The organism is Bradyrhizobium sp. ORS 285, assembly GCF_900176205.1.
Lineage (GTDB): Bacteria > Pseudomonadota > Alphaproteobacteria > Rhizobiales > Xanthobacteraceae > Bradyrhizobium.
Genome location: NZ_LT859959.1, coordinates 4,818,716 through 4,836,558 on the forward strand (window position 1 = coordinate 4,818,716; position 17,843 = coordinate 4,836,558).

Sequence of the window (17,843 nt, forward strand, 5' to 3'; positions counted from 1 at the left end):
GCGCGGAGCGCCGTGCCCACCGTTCTTGTTCGTGGCGTAGATCGTGGGCACGCTTCGCTTTGCCCACCCTACGCATCCTCACCGATCAAGCCGCGTTGTAGCCCGCGACGGCCTTGACCTCGAGGTATTCCTCGAGACCGAACCGGCCCCATTCGCGGCCGTTGCCGGACTGCTTGTAGCCGCCGAACGGCGCGGTGCGGTCGTTCGGGACGCCCTGCAGATTGACGTTGCCGGCGCGGATCTTGCGGCCGATTTCGCGGGCCTTCTCGATCGTCGGCGCGGTGACGTAGCCGGCCAGACCATAGGGCGTGTCGTTGGCGATCTTGACCGCCTCGTCCTCGTCCTTGGCGCCGATGATCACCAGCACCGGCCCGAAAATCTCCTCGCGCGAGATCGTCATCTCGGGCTTGACGTCGGCGAAGATCGTCGGACGCACATAGAAGCCCTTGTTGACGCCCTCGGGCAGGCCCGGACCGCCGGCGACGAGGGTGGCGCCCTCCTCGATGCCCTTGTTGATGAGCGCCTGGATCTTGTCCCACTGGCCGCGATTGACCACCGGACCGATCGTGGTGCCCTCGCCGCGGGGATCGCCCGCCCTAGTCTTGTCGGCGACGCCCTTGGCGATCGCAGCCACTTCCTTCATCCGTGCGGCCGGCACGATCATGCGCGACGGCGCGTTGCAGGACTGGCCGGAATTGTTGAACATGTGCATGACGCCGCCGGTCACCGCCTTGGTCAGGTCGGAGCCTTCCAGGATCACGTTCGGCGACTTGCCGCCGAGTTCCTGGCTGACGCGCTTCACGGTCGGCGCGGCGCGCTTGGCGACGTCGATGCCGGCGCGGGTCGAGCCGGTGAACGAGATCATGTCGATGTCGGGGTGCTCGCTCATGGCGGCGCCGACCTCCGGCCCCAAGCCGTTGATCAGGTTGAACACGCCCTTCGGCACGCCGGCTTCATGCAGAATCTCGGCGAAGATCAGCGCCGAGGTCGGGGTGAACTCCGACGGCTTGAGGATCATAGTGCAGCCCGCGGCCAGCGCCGGCGCGACCTTGCAGGCGATCTGGTTGAGCGGCCAATTCCACGGCGTGATCATGCCGACGACGCCGACCGGCTCGCGCACCACCACCGACGACGGCAAGGTCTCCTCGAACTCGTACTTCTTCAGCACGTCGAGCGTCGACATCAGATGGCCGAGGCCGGCGCCGGCCTGCAGCTTTTCCGCCATCGGCAGCGGCGCGCCCATCTCGTCGGAGACGGCGGCGCCGATCTCCTTCATGCGGCCCTTGTAGATCGCAATGATCTTCTCGAGCAGCGCAACGCGCTCCTCGCGCGAGGTCTGCGAGAAGGTCTCGAAGGCGCGCTTGGCGGCGGCGACGGCCTTGTCGACATCCGCCTTGGAGCCCAGCGCAACCTCATACATCGCCTCTTCGGTCGCAGGATTGACGACCGGGGTGGACTTCTTGACGACCGGATCGACCCAGGCGCCGTCGATGTAGAATTGCAGGCGATTGACCATCGGAAAACCTCTTCAGGTGGAAGCATATGGGGGAGCGGCTGCGCGCGGACCGGCATCCTGGCACGCGCGATCCGCGGGATGAACCCGCCACATGCGGGGACCGGGGTTGCGTCCCGCGGATATAGGAGCAACGCCGCGACCGGCGCAAGCCGACGGGCCTGCGTTTCGTCGCCGCTCCATTTTGCGCCGCAGCAAGCGCGGCTCCCCTCTTTTTCCGTCCACCGGCCATCATTCCGGATGGCAGAATTCCCGTCGCCGAAGATTCATTTCCAAGATGTGAACTGCTTCACATCGCGGCGCGATCGCCCTGGCTAATCTCCTCGTCATAGACATGACGGCATCTCGAAAGGACGCCGGAGACGATTTCAGAACCGATACTTTCGTCCGTTCTTATTGCGTGACCTTTCAGCACGTAGACATTTGATCCAAGTTGCGACGCCGTCTCCTTCACCCCAGGTGAGGGAGGCGGCGTCCTCGTTTTCGGCCTGCCCTTACACCGCCATCTTGCGATGCCGCACCGGCGCGCCGGTGAGGCTTTCGGCGGCGTCGATGATCGCGTTCGCGTCCATGCCGTTGTGGCGATAGAGATCGTCGATCGTGCCGGTCTGGCCGAACTTCTCCACGCCCAGCGCCTCGACGCGATGGCCGCGCACGGAGCCGAGCCAGCCGAGTGTCGCCGGATGACCGTCGATGACGGTGACGATGCCGCAATCGCGCGGCAGCGGCGCCAGCAACTGCTCGATATGGCTGAGATGCTGCACGCCGCGGCGATGCCGCCGCAGGCTGCGCGCGGCGGTCCAGCCGGCATGCAGGCGGTCCGCCGAGGTGATCGCGAGCAGGCCGACGTCGCGGCGGGACTCGCCGATCAGGCCGGTCGCCTCGATCGCTTCCGGCGCGACCGTCCCGGTATAGGCGATGATCACCTCCGCGTTCGGTCCCGGCTTGCGCAGCCAATAGGCGCCGGCGGCGATGTCGGCTTCCATCTCCGGCGTCATGATGCGCTGCGGCTGGTCGACCGGACGCGTCGACAGTCGCAAGTAGACCGAGCCGCCCTCGCCCGGCGCGGCCTGCATGTGGGCAAAGCCCCATTTCATGATCGCGGCGAGCTCGTCGACGAAGGCCGGCTCGAACGAGGAGAGCCCGTCCTGCGCCATGCCGATCAGCGGCGTCGCGATCGACTGATGCGCGCCGCCCTCCGGCGCGAGCGTGACGCCCGACGGCGTCGCGACCACCATGAAGCGCGCATCCTGATAGCAGGCGTAGTTCAGCGCATCGAGGCCGCGCTCGATGAAGGGATCGTACAAGGTCACGATCGGCAGCAGCCGCGCGCCGTTGATCGAATGCGACAGGCCGAGCGCGGAGGCCATGATGAACAGGTTCATCTCGGCGATGCCCAGCTCGATGTGCTGGCCCTTCGGCGACGCCGCCCAATTGAAGGTCGAGGGGATCTTCTCGCTGCGGAACAAATCCGCCTTCTCGGCATGCGCGAACAGCCCGCGGCGGTTGACCCAGGCGCCGAGATTGGTCGAGACGGTGACGTCGGGTGACGAGGTCACGATGCGCGAGGCCATCGCGGTGTCGCTGCGCGCGAGATCGTTGAGGATCAGGCCAAAGCCCTGCTGTGTCGACATCTGCGCCGCCGCGGTGAAGGTCAGCCTGGGCACGTCGAACACGGCGTCATCGAGCCGGCGGCCGTCGCGGTTGAACGGCACGGACTTGAGGAACGACTCCAGCGTTGCCGCGTCCTGCGTCAGGCCCTCGAACTTGTCCCACTCATGACCTGGGCGGATGTTCTGCTGCGCGCGCCAGGTCTCCATCTGCGCGACCGTCATCAGGCCGGCGTGATTGTCCTTGTGGCCCTGGAACGGCAGGCCGACGCCCTTGATGGTGTAGGCGATGAAGCAGACCGGACGATCGTGATCGATGGACTCGAACGCCTCCAGCATGCTCGCCATGTCGTGGCCGCCGAGATTGGACATCAGCGCCAGCAGTTCGTCGTCGCTGCGCTTGTCGAGCAGCCGCGTCACGTCGCCCTGGTCGCCGATCTCGTCCTGGATGTGCTTGCGGAAGGCCGCGCCGCCCTGGAAGCACAGCGCCGCGTAGAGCGCGTTGGGGCAGTTGTCGATCCAGCGGCGCAGCGCCTCGCCGCCGGGCTCCGCGAACGCCTCGCGCATCAGTCGGCCGTATTTGACGATCACCACGTCCCAGCCGAAATTGCGGAACATGGTCTCGAACTTCTCCCAGAGTCCTTCGCGCACCACGGCATCCAGACTCTGGCGGTTGTAGTCGACGATCCACCAGGTGTTGCGCAGGCCGTGCTTCCAGCCTTCTGCCAAGGCCTCGAAGATGTTGCCCTCGTCCATCTCGGCGTCGCCGACCAGCGCGATCATGCGGCCCTCGCGGCGGTCCTTCATCCAGCCATGCGCCTTGACGTAGTCCTGCACCAGCGAGGAGAACAGCGTCTGGGCGACACCGAGGCCGACCGAGCCTGTCGAGAAGTCGACGTCGTCGACATCCTTGGTGCGCGACGGATAGGACTGCGCGCCCTTGAAGCCGCGAAAATTCTCCAGCTTCTCCTTCGTCTGCCGGCCGAACAGATACTGGATCGCGTGAAACACCGGGCTTGCATGCGGCTTCACCGCGACGCGATCCTCCGGGCGCAGAACCGAGAAGTACAGCGCCGACATGATGGTCGCGAGCGAGGCGGAGGAGGCCTGGTGGCCGCCGACCTTGAGGCCGTCGGTGTTCGGCCGGATGTGGTTGGCGTGGTGGATGGTCCAGGACGACAGCCACAGCGCCTTGCGGGTCAGCGCGTTCAGGATGTCGAGACGGTCTGACGATGCGGAAGGCGTCGATGCGGAAAGCCTGGCCATGGCGCGCTGCTCCCAGGGGCGTTCGGTGGATTCGTTGACTCTAGTCCCGCCGAGGTGACCATAATTCTCAAATTTTCGCGCATGGACGGCTGATATTAGGATAATTTCCCACCGTATCGCCCATTTCCGGGACCCTATCCCAATGCCAGACCTCGACGCCATCGACCGCAAGATCCTCGGCCACCTTCAGGCCGACGGCCGGATCACCATGCAGGAGCTCGCCGACAAGGTCGGCCTGTCGGTGTCGCCCTGCCACCGCCGCGTCAAGCTGCTGGAGGAGCGCGGCGTCATCACCCGCTATCTCGCGACGGTGGACCAGAAGGCGCTGGGGCTGCACGTCTCGGTGTTCATCTCGATCAAGCTGGCGCGGCAGAAGGAGGAGGATCTGAAGCGGTTCGAAAAGGCGATCTCGGCCTGGCCCGAGGTGCTGGAGTGCTATCTGATGACCGGCAATCGCGACTATCTGCTGCGGGTGGTGGCGGCAGATCTGTCGTCGTATGAGGCGTTTTTGAAGACCAAGCTGACCAGGCTGGACGGCATCGCCTCGATCGAGAGCAGCTTTGCACTGAGCCAGGTGAAGTACTCGATCGCACTGCCCGTGTGAGGCGCGCCAGCGCAACACCCACCGCCGTCGTCCCTGCGAACGCCGGGACCCATACTCCGCGGCGGGTGTAGTGGAGAATGACTGGGCCGACATCTCGCGCAACAACTTCCCCCTGGGGGTATGGGTCCCGGCGTTCGCCGGGACGACACTGGAGTGCTGGGCGAGAGCTTTCGTCACTACCGGCACAGAGGGTCCATCGTCACAGGCGTCCGCCTTCCCGCGACGCGTTGCGTCCGAGCTATGCTTTATCTCTTCACGCTCCTCAAACAAAGGGCGCAGGGAAGGCCGGGCGCTGGCCGCGCCCGTGGCCCGCCTGCGGAAAAGAATGCAGGCGGCAGGTACCACAGGTCTGGCCGAGAACGCCCGGCCTTCCCCGCGCGATGGTTTTAACGGCTGCTTCGCAGTCTCCCCGGTGCGCCGGGCTTTCTGGCCACCGTTGCCCGCGCGGCGCTGGAAGCGCCGGCGCAAGCGTGACACCAGCGTCGGGGTGTCAGGACCGTGCGACTTGACCGTGCGTGCATCATTGTTCGTCGGCGCGAATGATCACGCTGCAACGACACACGCCCACCGCATTCCGCTGCCGACGTCCGTGACGACCGCGATACGTCCCCTCCGACGCAACGGAACGAGCGGGAGAGTAATGCTGATTTTACGAAGTCGGCAAGCGGAATATTTTTCAGCGCAGGGCTGGACAGGATTTGCGCAGACGACCTGATTTGCCCGTCGGGCGTCGCGACCAGCGATGTGCCAGTTAGTTACTCCGTCATGCCCGGGGCTTGTCCCGGGCATCCACGTGGTTCTCAGCATGCCGACCGACGTGGATGGCCGGGACAAGCCCGGCCATGACGGCGCGGAGGGAGACGAGCGAAATTACGATCCTCAAATAGGATCGCCCGGCCGCGTGCTCTCCGTTGGGCTGGTGCGCGTGGCTGCCCCTCACCCCAACCCTCTCCCCGTGAAGAACGGGGAGAGGGAGCGCAGCGAGAGTGCCGCGGAGACACTGGCCCACTTCCACAGTGGAGGTGCGAAACGCCGTCTCGAACCATGAGGCGACGAATGGGGGCGCATGCACACCGCCTCGATCGCGCCTGCGATGCGTCACAGCCGAGGTCGTCATTGATCCAGATCAAACGGCTTCGACAAACCGCGCAAGACCCCGATCAAATCCTTGATGTTCCTCGGTTTGATCCAGATCAAACGGCCGCAGGCCGACCGCAGCATGGCCCAGGGACGTCCATATTGGCCGTCAAAAAGCGCCACATCTCGCCGTCAGATTCTGCGGTACAGCATGCGCTGATGACGCGAACTAACAGGGCCTGACGGACTGACAGGTCCGACCTGACGTCGTCACACCAGCGCGCACGTACAGAGAAACCAGCGTCCTGGAAAGCAATGCAGAACAACAGCGCTCAACGTTCGGCCCAACACGACTACACATCGCACCAACGACAGGCCCGGCCGCTCACGCATGTGGCGGTCAACGTGGCTCCCGCCCGCTATCAGCCGGCGGCGCAGCCGGGCAGCCGCAGCACCGGTCGCGCCGAACGGCGGTTCTGGCTGACGATGCAGACGGTCATGCTGGTCGTCGGCGTTCTCCTGGTGAACCTCTTGCTGTTCTTCCCGCCGCTCGGCATCGCGCTGATGTGGAATCTGCTGATCCCGATCGCGCCGGCGCTGGTGACGATCTCGCCGGGCCTCTGGCGCAACATCTGCCCGATGGCGACGTTTCATCTCTTGCCGAACAAGATGGGCATCTCGCAGAACATCCGCATGCCCGAGTGGGGCGCGGCGACGCTCGCGGTGATCGGCGTGACCCTGCTGTTCATCGTCGTGCCGATGCGGCGCATCGGGCTCAATGTCGACGGCCCGCTGACGGCGCTGATGCTGCTGTCCGCCGCGTTCATGGCGTTCGCGATGGGCTCGGTATTCGAGATGCGCTCGGGCTGGTGCACCTCGCTGTGTCCCATTCATCCCGTCGAGAGGCTCTACGGCACCAATCCCGCCCTGACTTTCAAGAACGCCCGCTGCAATATCTGCGAAGCGTGCAGCAACCCCTGCCCCGATTCGACGCCGGAGCTGACGCCGACCGCGGGCGTGCCGACGAAGGTGCAGCAATTCCTCGGCAACTTCCTGATCGGCAGCTTCCCGGGCTTCGTCTGGGGCTGGTTTCAGGTGCCGGACTATCCGCCGGAGCAGGTCGGCCAGGCCGAGATCATCACCGCCTATGCCTGGCCGTTCATCGCCGCGATCATCAGCTATGCCGTGTTCAAGGTTGGCGAGCACGTGCTGCGCTACAAGCCGGCCCAACGCACCAAGATGCACCGCATCTTCGCTGCCGCCGCGATCAGCACCTACTACTGGTACCGCCTGCCCGGCCCGGCGTCCTTGCTGCCTGACTGGTTTCCCCTGGTGTCGCATCTCGTCACGACGCCGTTCTTCTTTTGGTTCCTGGTGCTGCGCAATCCGAAGGTGAGCTGGCTGAAGCGGCCCGTCATGGCGTCGAACTACTGGTCGAGCCGGTTCGAGAGCACGGCCAACAAGAACCTGATCCGCGTCTCGCCCGGCAAGGCGTGATCGCCGCGGCACATAACGTCCCACAGTCACAGCGTATTCGATCGAGGAGCAGACCATGTCGAACTTCAGGACCGTCACCGTCAAGGGCCGCCAGTTCCGCGTCCGCGCGGGTGACGTGCTGCTCGATGGCGCGCTCGCCAACGGCGTCGAGATCCCGTTCGACTGCCGCGCCGGCACCTGCGGCACCTGCATGGTTCACGTCGCCAAGGGACAGACGGTATGCGGCGAGACGCATACGCAGGGCATGATCTATGCGTGCCAGGCGCGCGTGGTCTCCGACCTCGATGTCGACGTGGAGGACGTGCCGGAGATCGACATCAGCAAGGCGCGCCTCGTGGGCCTGCGCGAGGTCGCGCCGGACATCATGGAGCTGATGATCGCGCCCGAGAAGAGCATCAGCTACCTACCGGGCCAGTACTTCAAGTTCACCTTCGCCGGCTATCCGGCGCGCGCCTATAGCCCGACCGCCTCGTTCGATGGCCGCATCGGCGGCCGCGTCATCCATCTCAACATCAAGAAGGTGCGCGGCGGCCGCGTCACGCAGGCGCTCGGCAGCGGCATCCGCCCCGGGCACCGGCTGCGCATCCAGGGGCCGTATGGGCACGCCTTTCTACGGCCGGGTGGCACCGGCCGGCTCGTTCTCGCCGGCAGCGGCACCGGCTTCGCGCCGATCTGGGCGATCGCCGCGATGGCGCTGCGCGAGAATCGCAGCCGCCCGATGGTGATCATCGCCGGCGCCAAAAAGCTGCCGCAGCTCTACATGACGCCGATCCTCGCGCAGCTCGCGCGGCTTCCGAACGTCGCGATCGTCCCGACCGTCGAGGAAGGGCCGATCAATCACCCCTCGATCCGCACCGGCCGCATCGAGCCGCACATGCCGACGCTGACCGCCTCCGACGTCGTCTACGCCTGCGGCTCGCCGCGCATGGTCACTGCGCTGGCCGGCATGGTCGAGAAGGCCGGCGCGACGTTCTATGCCGACCCGTTCGACTCCGCGCCGCACGAGGCGCCCTCCGGCATCATCGGGCGCATCAAGACATTGGTGGCACGCCGGCCGGCGGAGCCGGAGCCGAGCCGCGACAGCGGCAAGGGCCACGACGCGTCCCTCGATCCGTTCGCGCGGGCGCTGTCGCTGGTGCCGAAGGATCCGATCGAGGACGACATGGTCCTGCCGCGCACCGCAGAGCCGCGCCGCAGCACGAGCGCCGAACGCGACCACGCGCTGTCGCTGGTCCGCGAGCGCGCGCTGGGCGAGGCCGGGCAATTGCAGGAGCGCCCCCGCCGCGCCGCGGGGCAGATGGCGTCGGGGCATGTGTGAGACGTGACTTTGTCTGCGCTGATGAGAACTCCGCGCCAGCATCGCCTACGACAAGACATTGCGTTCGAGATACGTCGAAGACGTAATAGCCGAGCTCTTGCCGAACAGCGGTGTGCTCCCTCTCCCCGTTCTTCACGGGGAGAGGGTTGGGGTGAGGGGCAGCGACACCCACCGACCGTGCGGAAAGCCCCCCTCACCCGGATTGCATCTTCGATGCAATCCGACCTCTCCCCGCCTTAGCGAAGCTTCGCTTCGCCCTGGCGGGGAGAGGTGAAGACCGAGCGCGCCGCGAGAGATGTGAATGCCATCGCCCGCGAGGAAGAAGTACTCTAGATCAGCTTCCGCCGCGCCAAGCTCCGCATCAGCGCGCCGACGCCGAACGTCCACGGCTCGCATTCGTCGCTGTTGCGCATGCGGTTGACGAGGCGGCCAAGTTGCGGAGCTGAGATGGTGACGATGTCGTCGCGCTTGTGCGTAAAACCCTGCCCCGGCGCGTCGCGGTCCTTCACGGGGGCGAACATCGTGCCGAGGAACAGTGCGAAGCCGTCGGGATATTGATGCACGGCGCCGATGGTCTGGGCGACGAGATCGGTCGGATCGCGGCTGATCTTCGAGATCGACGAATGGCCGTCGAGCGCGAAGCCATCGCTGCCGGTCACGTTCAGCGCCACGTCCATCTTGCGCACATCATCCAGCGTGAAGCTCTTGTCGAACAGGCGCAGCAAGGGGCCGATGGCGCAGGAGGCGTTGTTGTCCTTGGCCTTGGACAGGAGCAGCGCCGAGCGGCCCTCGAAATCGCGCAGATTGACGTCGTTGCCGAGCGTGGCACCGACGATGGCGCCGCGGCTCGAGACGATCAGCACGACCTCGGGCTCCGGATTGTTCCAGGTCGATTTCGGATGCAGGCCGGCATCCATGCCGGTGCCGACCGACGACAAGGTCGGCGCCTTGGTGAAGACCTCGGCGTCAGGGCCGATGCCGACCTCGAGATACTGGCTCCAGGCGTTCTGCTCGATCAGCACCTGCTTCAAGTGCATCGCCTGGTCCGAGCCCGGCTTGAGCTTGGAGAAATCGTCGCCGACCAGGCGCACCACTTCCTTCCGGATCGCCTCGGCCGAGGCCGGATTGCCGCGCGCGCGCTCCTCGATGACGCGCTCCAGCATCGAGATCGCGAAGGTGACGCCGGCGGCCTTCAGCACCTGCAGGTCGACCGGGGCCAGCAGCCAAGGCTTCGCGGGATTACGGCGGTCGGGCGGCGTGTTGGCGAGGATGGCGGCGAGGTCGCCGATGCGCTCGCCTTTCATCGCATTCAGCGCCGCGGCGGGATCGTCGTGCTCGCACAGCGCGGTGACGGTCGGGAAGGCGGAGGTGACGTCGAACACGCCGTCCTCCCGCACGGCGACCACGGCCGGGCCGTCGACCTCGGGGCGCCAGACGCGGCCGACCAGCGTTCCGTTGGTGCCGTCGTCGGGCAGGACGGATTCGGGTGTGAGGTTGATCATGGCGCGTGCTCCCTGCTGTTCTTCAGGGGCACCGGTAGCATTGGTCTGAGCCGGCTCCAAGCCGCTCAGTCTCATTCCATTACGGGACTCGTCGCGGTCACGGATTCGGCGAGCTTTCGCCGGCGACCTGCAGGAGTTGCGAGCGGCGGACGCGCTCGCGGTGGGCGGTGTAGAGGCCGCTGGAGACGATGAAGGCGGCGCCGACGATGGTCCAGACATCCGGCAATTCGCCGAACACCAGGAAGCCGAGAATGCTGACCCACAAGAGCTGCGTGTAGGAGAACGGCGCCAGCACCGAGGCATCGGCATAGCGGAACGCCAGCACGACAATCCACTGCCCCATTGTCGAGGCGACGCCGACCAGCACGCCGAAGCCGATGTCCTGCCAGGACGGCGTGACCCAGACGAACGGCACCATCGCCGAGAGCAGGCAGACGCCGGCGATCGACGAATAGGTCATGATGGTGATGGCGTGCTCGCGGCCGCTCATCATGCGCGTCATGATCAGGGTGCAGGCCCAGGCGAAGGCGGAGGCGATCGGAAACAAAGCGGCGAGATGGAAGGCGCCGGTGCCGGGGCGGAGGATGACGAGCACGCCGAACAGCCCGACGGCGGTCGCGATCCAGCGGCGCAGGCCGACCTTCTCGCTGAGGAAGATGATCGACAGCGCGGTCACGAACAGCGGCGCCACGAAGCCGGTGGCCGAGGCCTCCGCGATCGGCAGATAGCGCAGGCCGGAGATGAACATGATCGACGAGCCGAGCAGCGCGACCCCGCGCAGCAAATGGAACTTCACCCGCTCGGTGCGCATCGCAAACAGCGGCGAGCCCGGGATCATCGCCGGCACCATGATCATCGCGAACACGACGAAGCGGATCCAGGTGATCTCGATCGAGGGCAGCGTCTTCGACAGATACTTCGCCGTGACGTCCGAGGTGCCGAGGAACACGGTCGAGAGCAGGATCAGCGCGATGCCGCGGAATGGGCGATCGGCCCGCGCGGGGGCGCGCTTCCGCGCGGCGGTCGGCTTCTCCTGCACGTGTGTCGGCAAATCGTCCAGTCGCGCGGCGGCTGCCGCACTCGGAGGCGGGGTCACGGTCGAACTCGAAAGGTTGAGAAGCGGAACGATTCGGTGAGAGGCGACAAAACGCCAATCACGCCGCCGCGACAACCCGTCGAAAGCGGGCAGCATCTATGCGCTGGCCACGCGCCGGAGTAGCAAAAATCCGTAATACTCCGTGATGCTGCGCTACAGCATCGGCAAGCCGCGCGGCTTCGGCCCGCGCGGAAAGGCGCGATCGATCGCCGCGATGTCGGCCGCGGTCAGCTCGATGTCGCCGGCGGCGGCGTTCTCCTCGGCGTGCTCCGGCCGCGAGGCCTTGGGGATGGCGAGCAGCGACGAGGCGCGGGTGAGGTAAGCGAGCGCGATCTGGCGCGGCGTGGCGTTGTGCTGCTCGGCGATGCGCTGCAGCACCTCGCCACCGGGACTGCGGCGCTCGGGGAAATCATCGTGACCGAACGGCGAATAGGCAACCACGGCGACGCCGTGCTGGCCGCACCACGGGATGACCGCATGCTCGATGGCCCGCTCTTGCAGGTGATAGAGCACCTGGTTGCAGGCGATCTTGCCGGGGCCTGCGACATCGAGCAGTTCGTCGAGATCGTCGACGTCGAAATTGCTGACGCCCCAGGACGCGATCTTGCCCGCGGCTTTCAGCTCCTCGAATGCAGCCACGGTTTCTTCGAGCGGATACGAGCCGGGCCAATGCAGCAGGTAACAATCGAGGCGGTCGGTCTTCAGCCGCTTCAGCGAGCGCTCGCAGGCGGTGATGGTGCCGCGGCGGGAGGCGTTGCTGGGCAGCACTTTTGAGACCAGGAACACCTCGTCGCGCCGGCCGGCGATGGCTTCGGCGATCACGAGCTCCGCCTCGCCATACATCTCGGCGGTGTCGATATGCGTCATGCCGCGGTCGAGCCCGCGCTGCAACGTGGCGATGGCGCGCTTGCGATCGGCGTGGTCGAGATACCAGGTGCCCTGCCCGATGACGGACACGCCGGCGCCGCCAGTTCCGAATGTCTTGTGCTTCATGGGGCGAGCATAGAGGATGGCGGCGGTGGCGTCGATTGGCCACCGCCGTCATTGCGAGCGCAGCGAAGCAATCCAGGATGGTGGGCGGGACTCTGGATTGCTTCGCTGCGCTCGCAATGACGACGTTGAGCTAGCTCGCCACTTTCACCGACACGTCGGCCTGCGCCGGCATCTGTGCGATCAAGCGCTTCATCTCGGGGATGCAGGAGCCGCAATTGGTGCCGGCCTTGAGCTCGGCGCCGATGGCGGCGGGCGTGCGGGCTCCCGCGGCGATGGCGTCGCAGATGGTGTCGCGGCCGACGCCGAAGCAGGCGCAGACGATCGGGCCGCCACTGGCGCCATCCGGCGCACGTCCCGACAGCAGCACGCGGCGCTGCTCGTCGTCGAGGCGGTCGGCGGCGAACATCGTCTTCACGACGTTCCAGTCGCCAGCGTCATGGCCGGGGCCGACGAACACGGAGGTCGCGATGCGATCGCCGTCGAAGCATGCGGCGCGATAGACGCCGCCGCCGACATCCATGTAGTCGGCGACATCGTCAGTGGCGAGGGCCTTGAACCAGCCGGGCCAGCGCATGAGGTCGCCATTGTCGGCGAACAGATAGCCGAAGCCGCCGGGCACCGTCGCGCGCACCCACCACAGGTTCGACGGCAGCGTCAGTTCGGTGCGCGACAGGATGAAGCCGCGGAACACATACTCGTAAGGCGAGATCGCGGCCGGTGTCGCCTTGGCCTCCGGCTGGCCGGAGAACGGATCGGTGTGCGAGGCGACCAGCGCACCGACGCGGCCATGCGAGGAGTTGGTCGCATTCCAGTGGATCGGCGCGAACAGCATGCCGCGCTGCTGGCGCTCGCTGACGACGACCTTGAGAATGCACTGGCCGTGCTCGGTGGTGACCTTGGCGAAGCCGTCATGCATCAGGCCGTAGCGCAGCGCGTCGTCCGGATGCACCTCGACGAACGGCTCCGGCAGATGCGATCCGAGACGCGGGCTGAGGCCGGTGCGGGTCATCGTGTGCCACTGGTCGCGGATGCGGCCGGTATTGAGACGTAGCGGACGCGCGGCCGTGGTCTCGCTGCGCAGCGCCGGCACCTCCGGCGCGACGAAGCGGGCCTTGCGGTCGTTGGTGTAGAAGGCGCCGTCGGCGAAGAAGCGCGGCTCGGGCGGCCTGCCGGCGCGCACCGGCCACTGCACCGGGGCCATCGTGTCGTATTCATCATCCGACAGCGTGGCCAAGCCGCCAATGTCGAAGTCGCGCGTGCCGTCGTTCTCGAATGCCGACAGCGCGGCATGTTCGCGGAACACGTCGGCGGCGGAGGTGTAGTTGAACGCGGCGGCGTGGCCGAGCCGCTTGCCGACCTCGCTCAGGATCCACCAGTCTGGCTTGGCCTCGCCGGCCGGCGGCATGAAGGCGCGCTGGCGCGAGATGCGCCGCTCGGAATTGGTCACGGTGCCCGACTTCTCGCCCCAGGCCTGCGCCGGCAACAGAACATGCGCGCCGACATCCACGGTGTCGTTGGAGCGGACGTTCTCGGAGACGACGAACAATTCGAGCTTCTTCAGCGCCGTGCGCACCAGATCCGCATCCGGCAGCGACACCGCCGGATTGGTGCCGATCACCCACAGCGCCTTGATCTGGCCGCGCGCGATCGCCTCGAACATCTGCACCGCCTTCAAGCCCTCGTGGGTGGCGATGTCGGACGCCTTCCAGAAGCGTCTGATACGATCGATGTCCGCCGGCGTGAAGTTCATGTGCGCGGCGAGCTGATTGGCGAGACCGCCGACCTCGCGGCCGCCCATCGCATTGGGCTGGCCGGTCAGCGAGAACGGGCCCATGCCGGGCTTGCCGATGCGCGCGGTGGCGAGATGGCAGTTGAGGATCGCATTGACCTTGTCGGTGCCCTGCGCCGACTGGTTCACCCCTTGCGAGTACAAGGTGACGACCTTGGGCGTGTCGCGGAACAGCTTGAAGAAGGCGGCGACATCGGCCTCGGACAGGCCGGTGGCAAGCGCGGTCGCAGCGGCGCTGCCGGCGAGATTGCGGGCCCGCGCCAGCGTCTCGTCGAAGCCAGACGTGTGGCGCGCAATGTAGTTGCTGTCCAGCGCGCCGCTGTCGGCGAGATGCACCAGCAAGCCGGAGAACAGTGCCGAATCGGTGCCGGGCTTCAGGCCAAGGAAGAGGTCGGCCTCGCTCGAGGTATCGGTGCGGCGCGGGTCGATGACGACGAACTTGGCGCCACGGGTCTGCTTGTTCGCCAGCATGCGCTGGTACAGCACGGGATGGCACCAGGCGGCATTGCTGCCGACGAACACCAGCAGATCGGCCTGGTCGAGATCCTCATAGGTGCCAGGCACGGTGTCGGCGCCGAAGGCGCGGCGATGGCCGGCGACCGAGGAGGCCATGCACAGCCGCGAATTGGTGTCGACATTGGCCGAGCCGAGAAAACCCTTCATCAGCTTGTTGGCGACGTAATAGTCCTCGGTCAGCATCTGGCCGGAGAGATAGAACGCCACCGCGTCCTCGCCGTCGCGCGCGACGATGTGCTTCAGCCGGGTCGCGACATGGTCGAGCGCGTCGCTCCAGGCCACCCGCTCCATACCGTGCTTGCAGCGGACCATCGGATAGAGCAGCCGGTTCTCCAGCCCGAGCGTCTCGCCGAGCGCCGAGCCCTTCGAGCAGAGCCGGCCGAGATTGGCGGGATGGACCGGATCGCCGGAGATCGCCGCTCCGCCGCTGCCGTCAGGCGTGGCGAGCACGCCGCAGCCGACGCCGCAATAAGGACAGGCGGTTCGCACCGTACGCAGTTTCGGATCAACACTCGTCATCGTGCGAGGCCCCCTCTCACGCCGCCTTCGGCCGCGTCCCCACGCGGCCGAACATCATCTCGGTCCGGATCGATACGATCGGTTCCTGCTTGCGGATCAGGTCGCGATACCAGAGCGCATCCTGCGTATCGCCGATCAGCACCGCGCCGGTCAGCCGCCCATCAGCGATCACCAGCTTCTTGTAGATGCCGCGCCTGACATCGTTGAGCACGATCGCCTCGCTGCCCTCGGCACCGATGAAATCGCCGGCGGAGAACACCGCAACGCCGGACACTTTGAGGTTGGTCGAGACGACGCTGCCCTGATAGGCCGCCTTGCGGCCGGCGAGATGCCGCGCCAGGACCCGCGCCTGTTCATAGGCAGGCTCCACCAGGCCGTAGCAGGTGCCGCGATGCTCGGCGCATTCGCCGAGCGCGAAGATTCCCGACGCCGAGGTCTGCATGACGTCGTCGACGACGATGCCGCGATTGACGGCAAGCCCCGCCTCCTTGGCGAGCGCGATGTTAGGCTTGATGCCGGCCGCGAAGATCACGGCGTCGGCGGCGATGCGCCGCCCATCGGCGAGCTCGACGCTTTCGACACGGGCGTCACCATGGATCGCCGCCGTGCTCGCCTGCAGCAGGACTTCGATGCCCTTGCGCTCGACCAACACTTTCAGCAGCGAGGCCGCAGGCGCATCGAGCTGCCGCTCCATCAGGCGGTCCATCAGATGCAGCAGGGTCACCTGAGCGCCGGCGCGCGCCAAGCCATAGGCGGCCTCCAGGCCAAGCAGCCCGCCGCCGACCACGACGACGCGCGCCTTCTTCGCGGCCAGGCTCAGCAGCACGTCGGTATCGCGGCTGTCGCGGAACGTGTGAACGCCCGGCAGGTCGCTGCCGGGCACGGGCAACCGTAGCGGCAGCGAGCCGGTGGCGAGGACCAGGCGCGAGAAGGCGACGTTCTCATCATTCTCGATCTGCAACTCGCGCCGGCCGACGTCGATGCCGGTGACGCGCGCGCCATACTTCAACGTCACGCCGCGCTCCCGCCACCAACTGGCCGGCTTGAGCTCGATCTCGTGCGAGGCCGCCTCGCCGGCCAGCACCGACGACAGCAGCACACGGTTATAGGCGAGCCGCGGCTCCTCGCCGATCACCGCGATGGCGTAGCGGCCGAGTGCCGTCTGCGACAGCTCCTCGACCAGCTTCGCAGCGGCCATGCCGTTGCCGACGATGACGAGCGGCTCACTCAACTGACCTACTCCGCCGCCTGCGCCTTGCCATAGGCTTCCGAAATCATGAAACCCGACAACGTGCCGTAAGCCGCTGTCCAGGCGTCGGCGACGTCGGGCGTCCACGCCTCACCCAGCCCCTTCTCGAGCGTCCAAAGCAGCGCAGCGCCGACCACCGGATAGTGCTCGGGCTTGGCGCCATAATTTACATGCCGCTTGGCCAGCGCGCTCGCCGCCGGCAGGATCGCCGGCAGGTCCGACAGTCCGTTCACGACGACCGTCAGTGTCGCCATCAGCTTCTTGCGCTGCTCGGTGAGATCATCGGGGAACATCGCGCGCACCTGCGGCGCCACTTCAAACAGGCGGTCGTAGAAGATCGCCGCAGCCTGATCGGAGATCGGTGCGACCTTGGCAAAACTATCCTGAACCAGTGTGATCTGAGACGGCGTCATGGGAAATCCTTTTGATGAAACGAGAACCCGTTGGTCGCCGGAGGCGGAGAGTGGTTCGATCCACTCTCCGCCTTCGTCTCTGTCAGGCCGCCTCGACGAAGCGGTGCCGCTCATAGAGGAATTCGAGCACGCGCTGGCGGCATTTCACGTAGGTCGGGTTGGTCGCGAGCTCGAGCCGCTTGCGCGGCCGCGGCAGCGCGACCTCGAGCACCTCGCCGATATGCGCGCTCGGGCCGTTGGTCATCATCACGATGCGGTCCGACAGCAGCACGGCCTCGTCGACATCGTGGGTGATCATCAGGATGGTGTTGCCGAGCTTCTGATGCAGCGCCATCACCGAATCCTGCAGATGCGCGCGCGTCAGCGCGTCGAGGGCACCGAACGGCTCGTCGAGCAGCAGCACCTTCGGCTCCATCGCCAGCGCGCGGGCGATGCCGACGCGCTGCTTCATGCCGCCGGAGATCTCGTTCGGGCGCTTGTCCTTGGCGTGGGTCATCTGCACGAGGTTGAGATTGTGCAGTGTCCAGGCATCGCGCTCGGCGCGGGTCTTGGTCTTGGCGAACACCTTGTCGACGCCGAGGCGCACGTTCTCATAGACCGTGAGCCAGGGCAGCAGGCTGTGGTTCTGGAACACAACGGCGCGGTCCGGACCGGGCGAGTTGACCTCGCGCTCCTCCAGCAGCACGCCGCCAGTGGTCGCGGTGGTGAGGCCCGCGACGATGTTGAGCATCGTCGACTTGCCGCAGCCGGAATGGCCGATGATCGAGACGTATTCGCCCTTCTCGATCGTCAGATTGATGTCCTTCAGCACCTCGGTGGTCGCAGCGCCGCGGGTGAAGACCTTGTCGACGTGGTCGAGCTTCAGATAGGCCATGATGCTG

General features: G+C 66.4%; 12 protein-coding genes. 3 read left to right on the forward strand and 9 right to left on the reverse strand.

Translation table 11 applies throughout. From position 1 onward, the window contains the following. Positions 1-85: 85 nt before the first annotated feature. Together BRAD285_RS21725 and BRAD285_RS21730 are read right to left on the reverse strand one after the other, a co-directional pair. Entirely contained in the window at positions 86-1,516 is a 1,431-nt protein-coding gene (locus BRAD285_RS21725; protein ID WP_006613388.1) for an aldehyde dehydrogenase family protein, read from the reverse strand. A 491-nt stretch (positions 1,517-2,007) separates the two neighbouring features. Further along, entirely contained in the window at positions 2,008-4,389 is a 2,382-nt protein-coding gene (locus BRAD285_RS21730; protein WP_006613389.1) for a transketolase, read from the reverse strand. A gap of 142 nt (positions 4,390-4,531) precedes the next feature. On the opposite strand from BRAD285_RS21730, the gene BRAD285_RS21735 reads away from it, so the two are divergent. The 3 genes from BRAD285_RS21735 (at position 4,532) to BRAD285_RS21755 (ending at position 8,885) form a co-directional block, all read left to right on the forward strand. Further along, on the forward strand, positions 4,532-4,993 hold the full coding sequence (locus tag BRAD285_RS21735; RefSeq protein ID WP_006613390.1) for an Lrp/AsnC family transcriptional regulator: 462 nt from the start codon (positions 4,532-4,534) through the stop codon (positions 4,991-4,993). A gap of 1,470 nt (positions 4,994-6,463) precedes the next feature. Then, entirely contained in the window at positions 6,464-7,567 is a 1,104-nt protein-coding gene (locus BRAD285_RS21750; RefSeq protein ID WP_006613392.1) for a hypothetical protein, read from the forward strand. Positions 7,568-7,622: 55 nt separating this feature from the next. After that, a complete protein-coding gene (locus BRAD285_RS21755) occupies positions 7,623-8,885 on the forward strand; it encodes a 2Fe-2S iron-sulfur cluster-binding protein (protein WP_006613393.1) in 1,263 nt (420 codons plus the stop codon). Between the two features lie 329 nt (positions 8,886-9,214). On the opposite strand, the gene BRAD285_RS21760 is transcribed toward BRAD285_RS21755, so the two are convergent. The 7 genes from BRAD285_RS21760 to BRAD285_RS21790 form a co-directional block, all read right to left on the reverse strand. Further along, positions 9,215-10,387 (reverse strand): fumarylacetoacetate hydrolase family protein, encoded by a 1,173-nt coding sequence (locus tag BRAD285_RS21760; RefSeq protein ID WP_006611914.1) that lies wholly within the window; start codon positions 10,385-10,387, stop codon positions 9,215-9,217. Positions 10,388-10,484: 97 nt separating this feature from the next. Then, positions 10,485-11,438, reverse strand: coding sequence for a DMT family transporter (locus tag BRAD285_RS21765; RefSeq protein WP_006611915.1), 954 nt, complete (start codon positions 11,436-11,438; stop codon positions 10,485-10,487). A 198-nt stretch (positions 11,439-11,636) separates the two neighbouring features. Next, positions 11,637-12,476 (reverse strand): aldo/keto reductase, encoded by an 840-nt coding sequence (locus BRAD285_RS21770; protein ID WP_006611916.1) that lies wholly within the window; start codon positions 12,474-12,476, stop codon positions 11,637-11,639. 130 nt (positions 12,477-12,606) lie between these two features. Further along, positions 12,607-15,300 carry a nitrate reductase gene (locus BRAD285_RS21775; protein ID WP_006611917.1) on the reverse strand — a complete coding sequence of 898 codons (2,694 nt, stop codon included), beginning with the start codon at positions 15,298-15,300 and terminating at the stop codon, positions 12,607-12,609. Between the two features lie 16 nt (positions 15,301-15,316). Then, a complete protein-coding gene (locus BRAD285_RS21780; protein ID WP_006611918.1) occupies positions 15,317-16,498 on the reverse strand; it encodes an NAD(P)/FAD-dependent oxidoreductase in 1,182 nt (393 codons plus the stop codon). A gap of 38 nt (positions 16,499-16,536) precedes the next feature. After that, on the reverse strand, positions 16,537-16,962 hold the full coding sequence (locus BRAD285_RS21785) for a globin family protein (protein WP_006611919.1): 426 nt from the start codon (positions 16,960-16,962) through the stop codon (positions 16,537-16,539). An 82-nt stretch (positions 16,963-17,044) separates the two neighbouring features. Beyond that, positions 17,045-17,839, reverse strand: a complete 795-nt coding sequence (locus BRAD285_RS21790) for an ABC transporter ATP-binding protein (protein WP_085962799.1) — start codon at positions 17,837-17,839, stop codon at positions 17,045-17,047. Between the last annotated feature and the right edge of the window lie 4 nt (positions 17,840-17,843).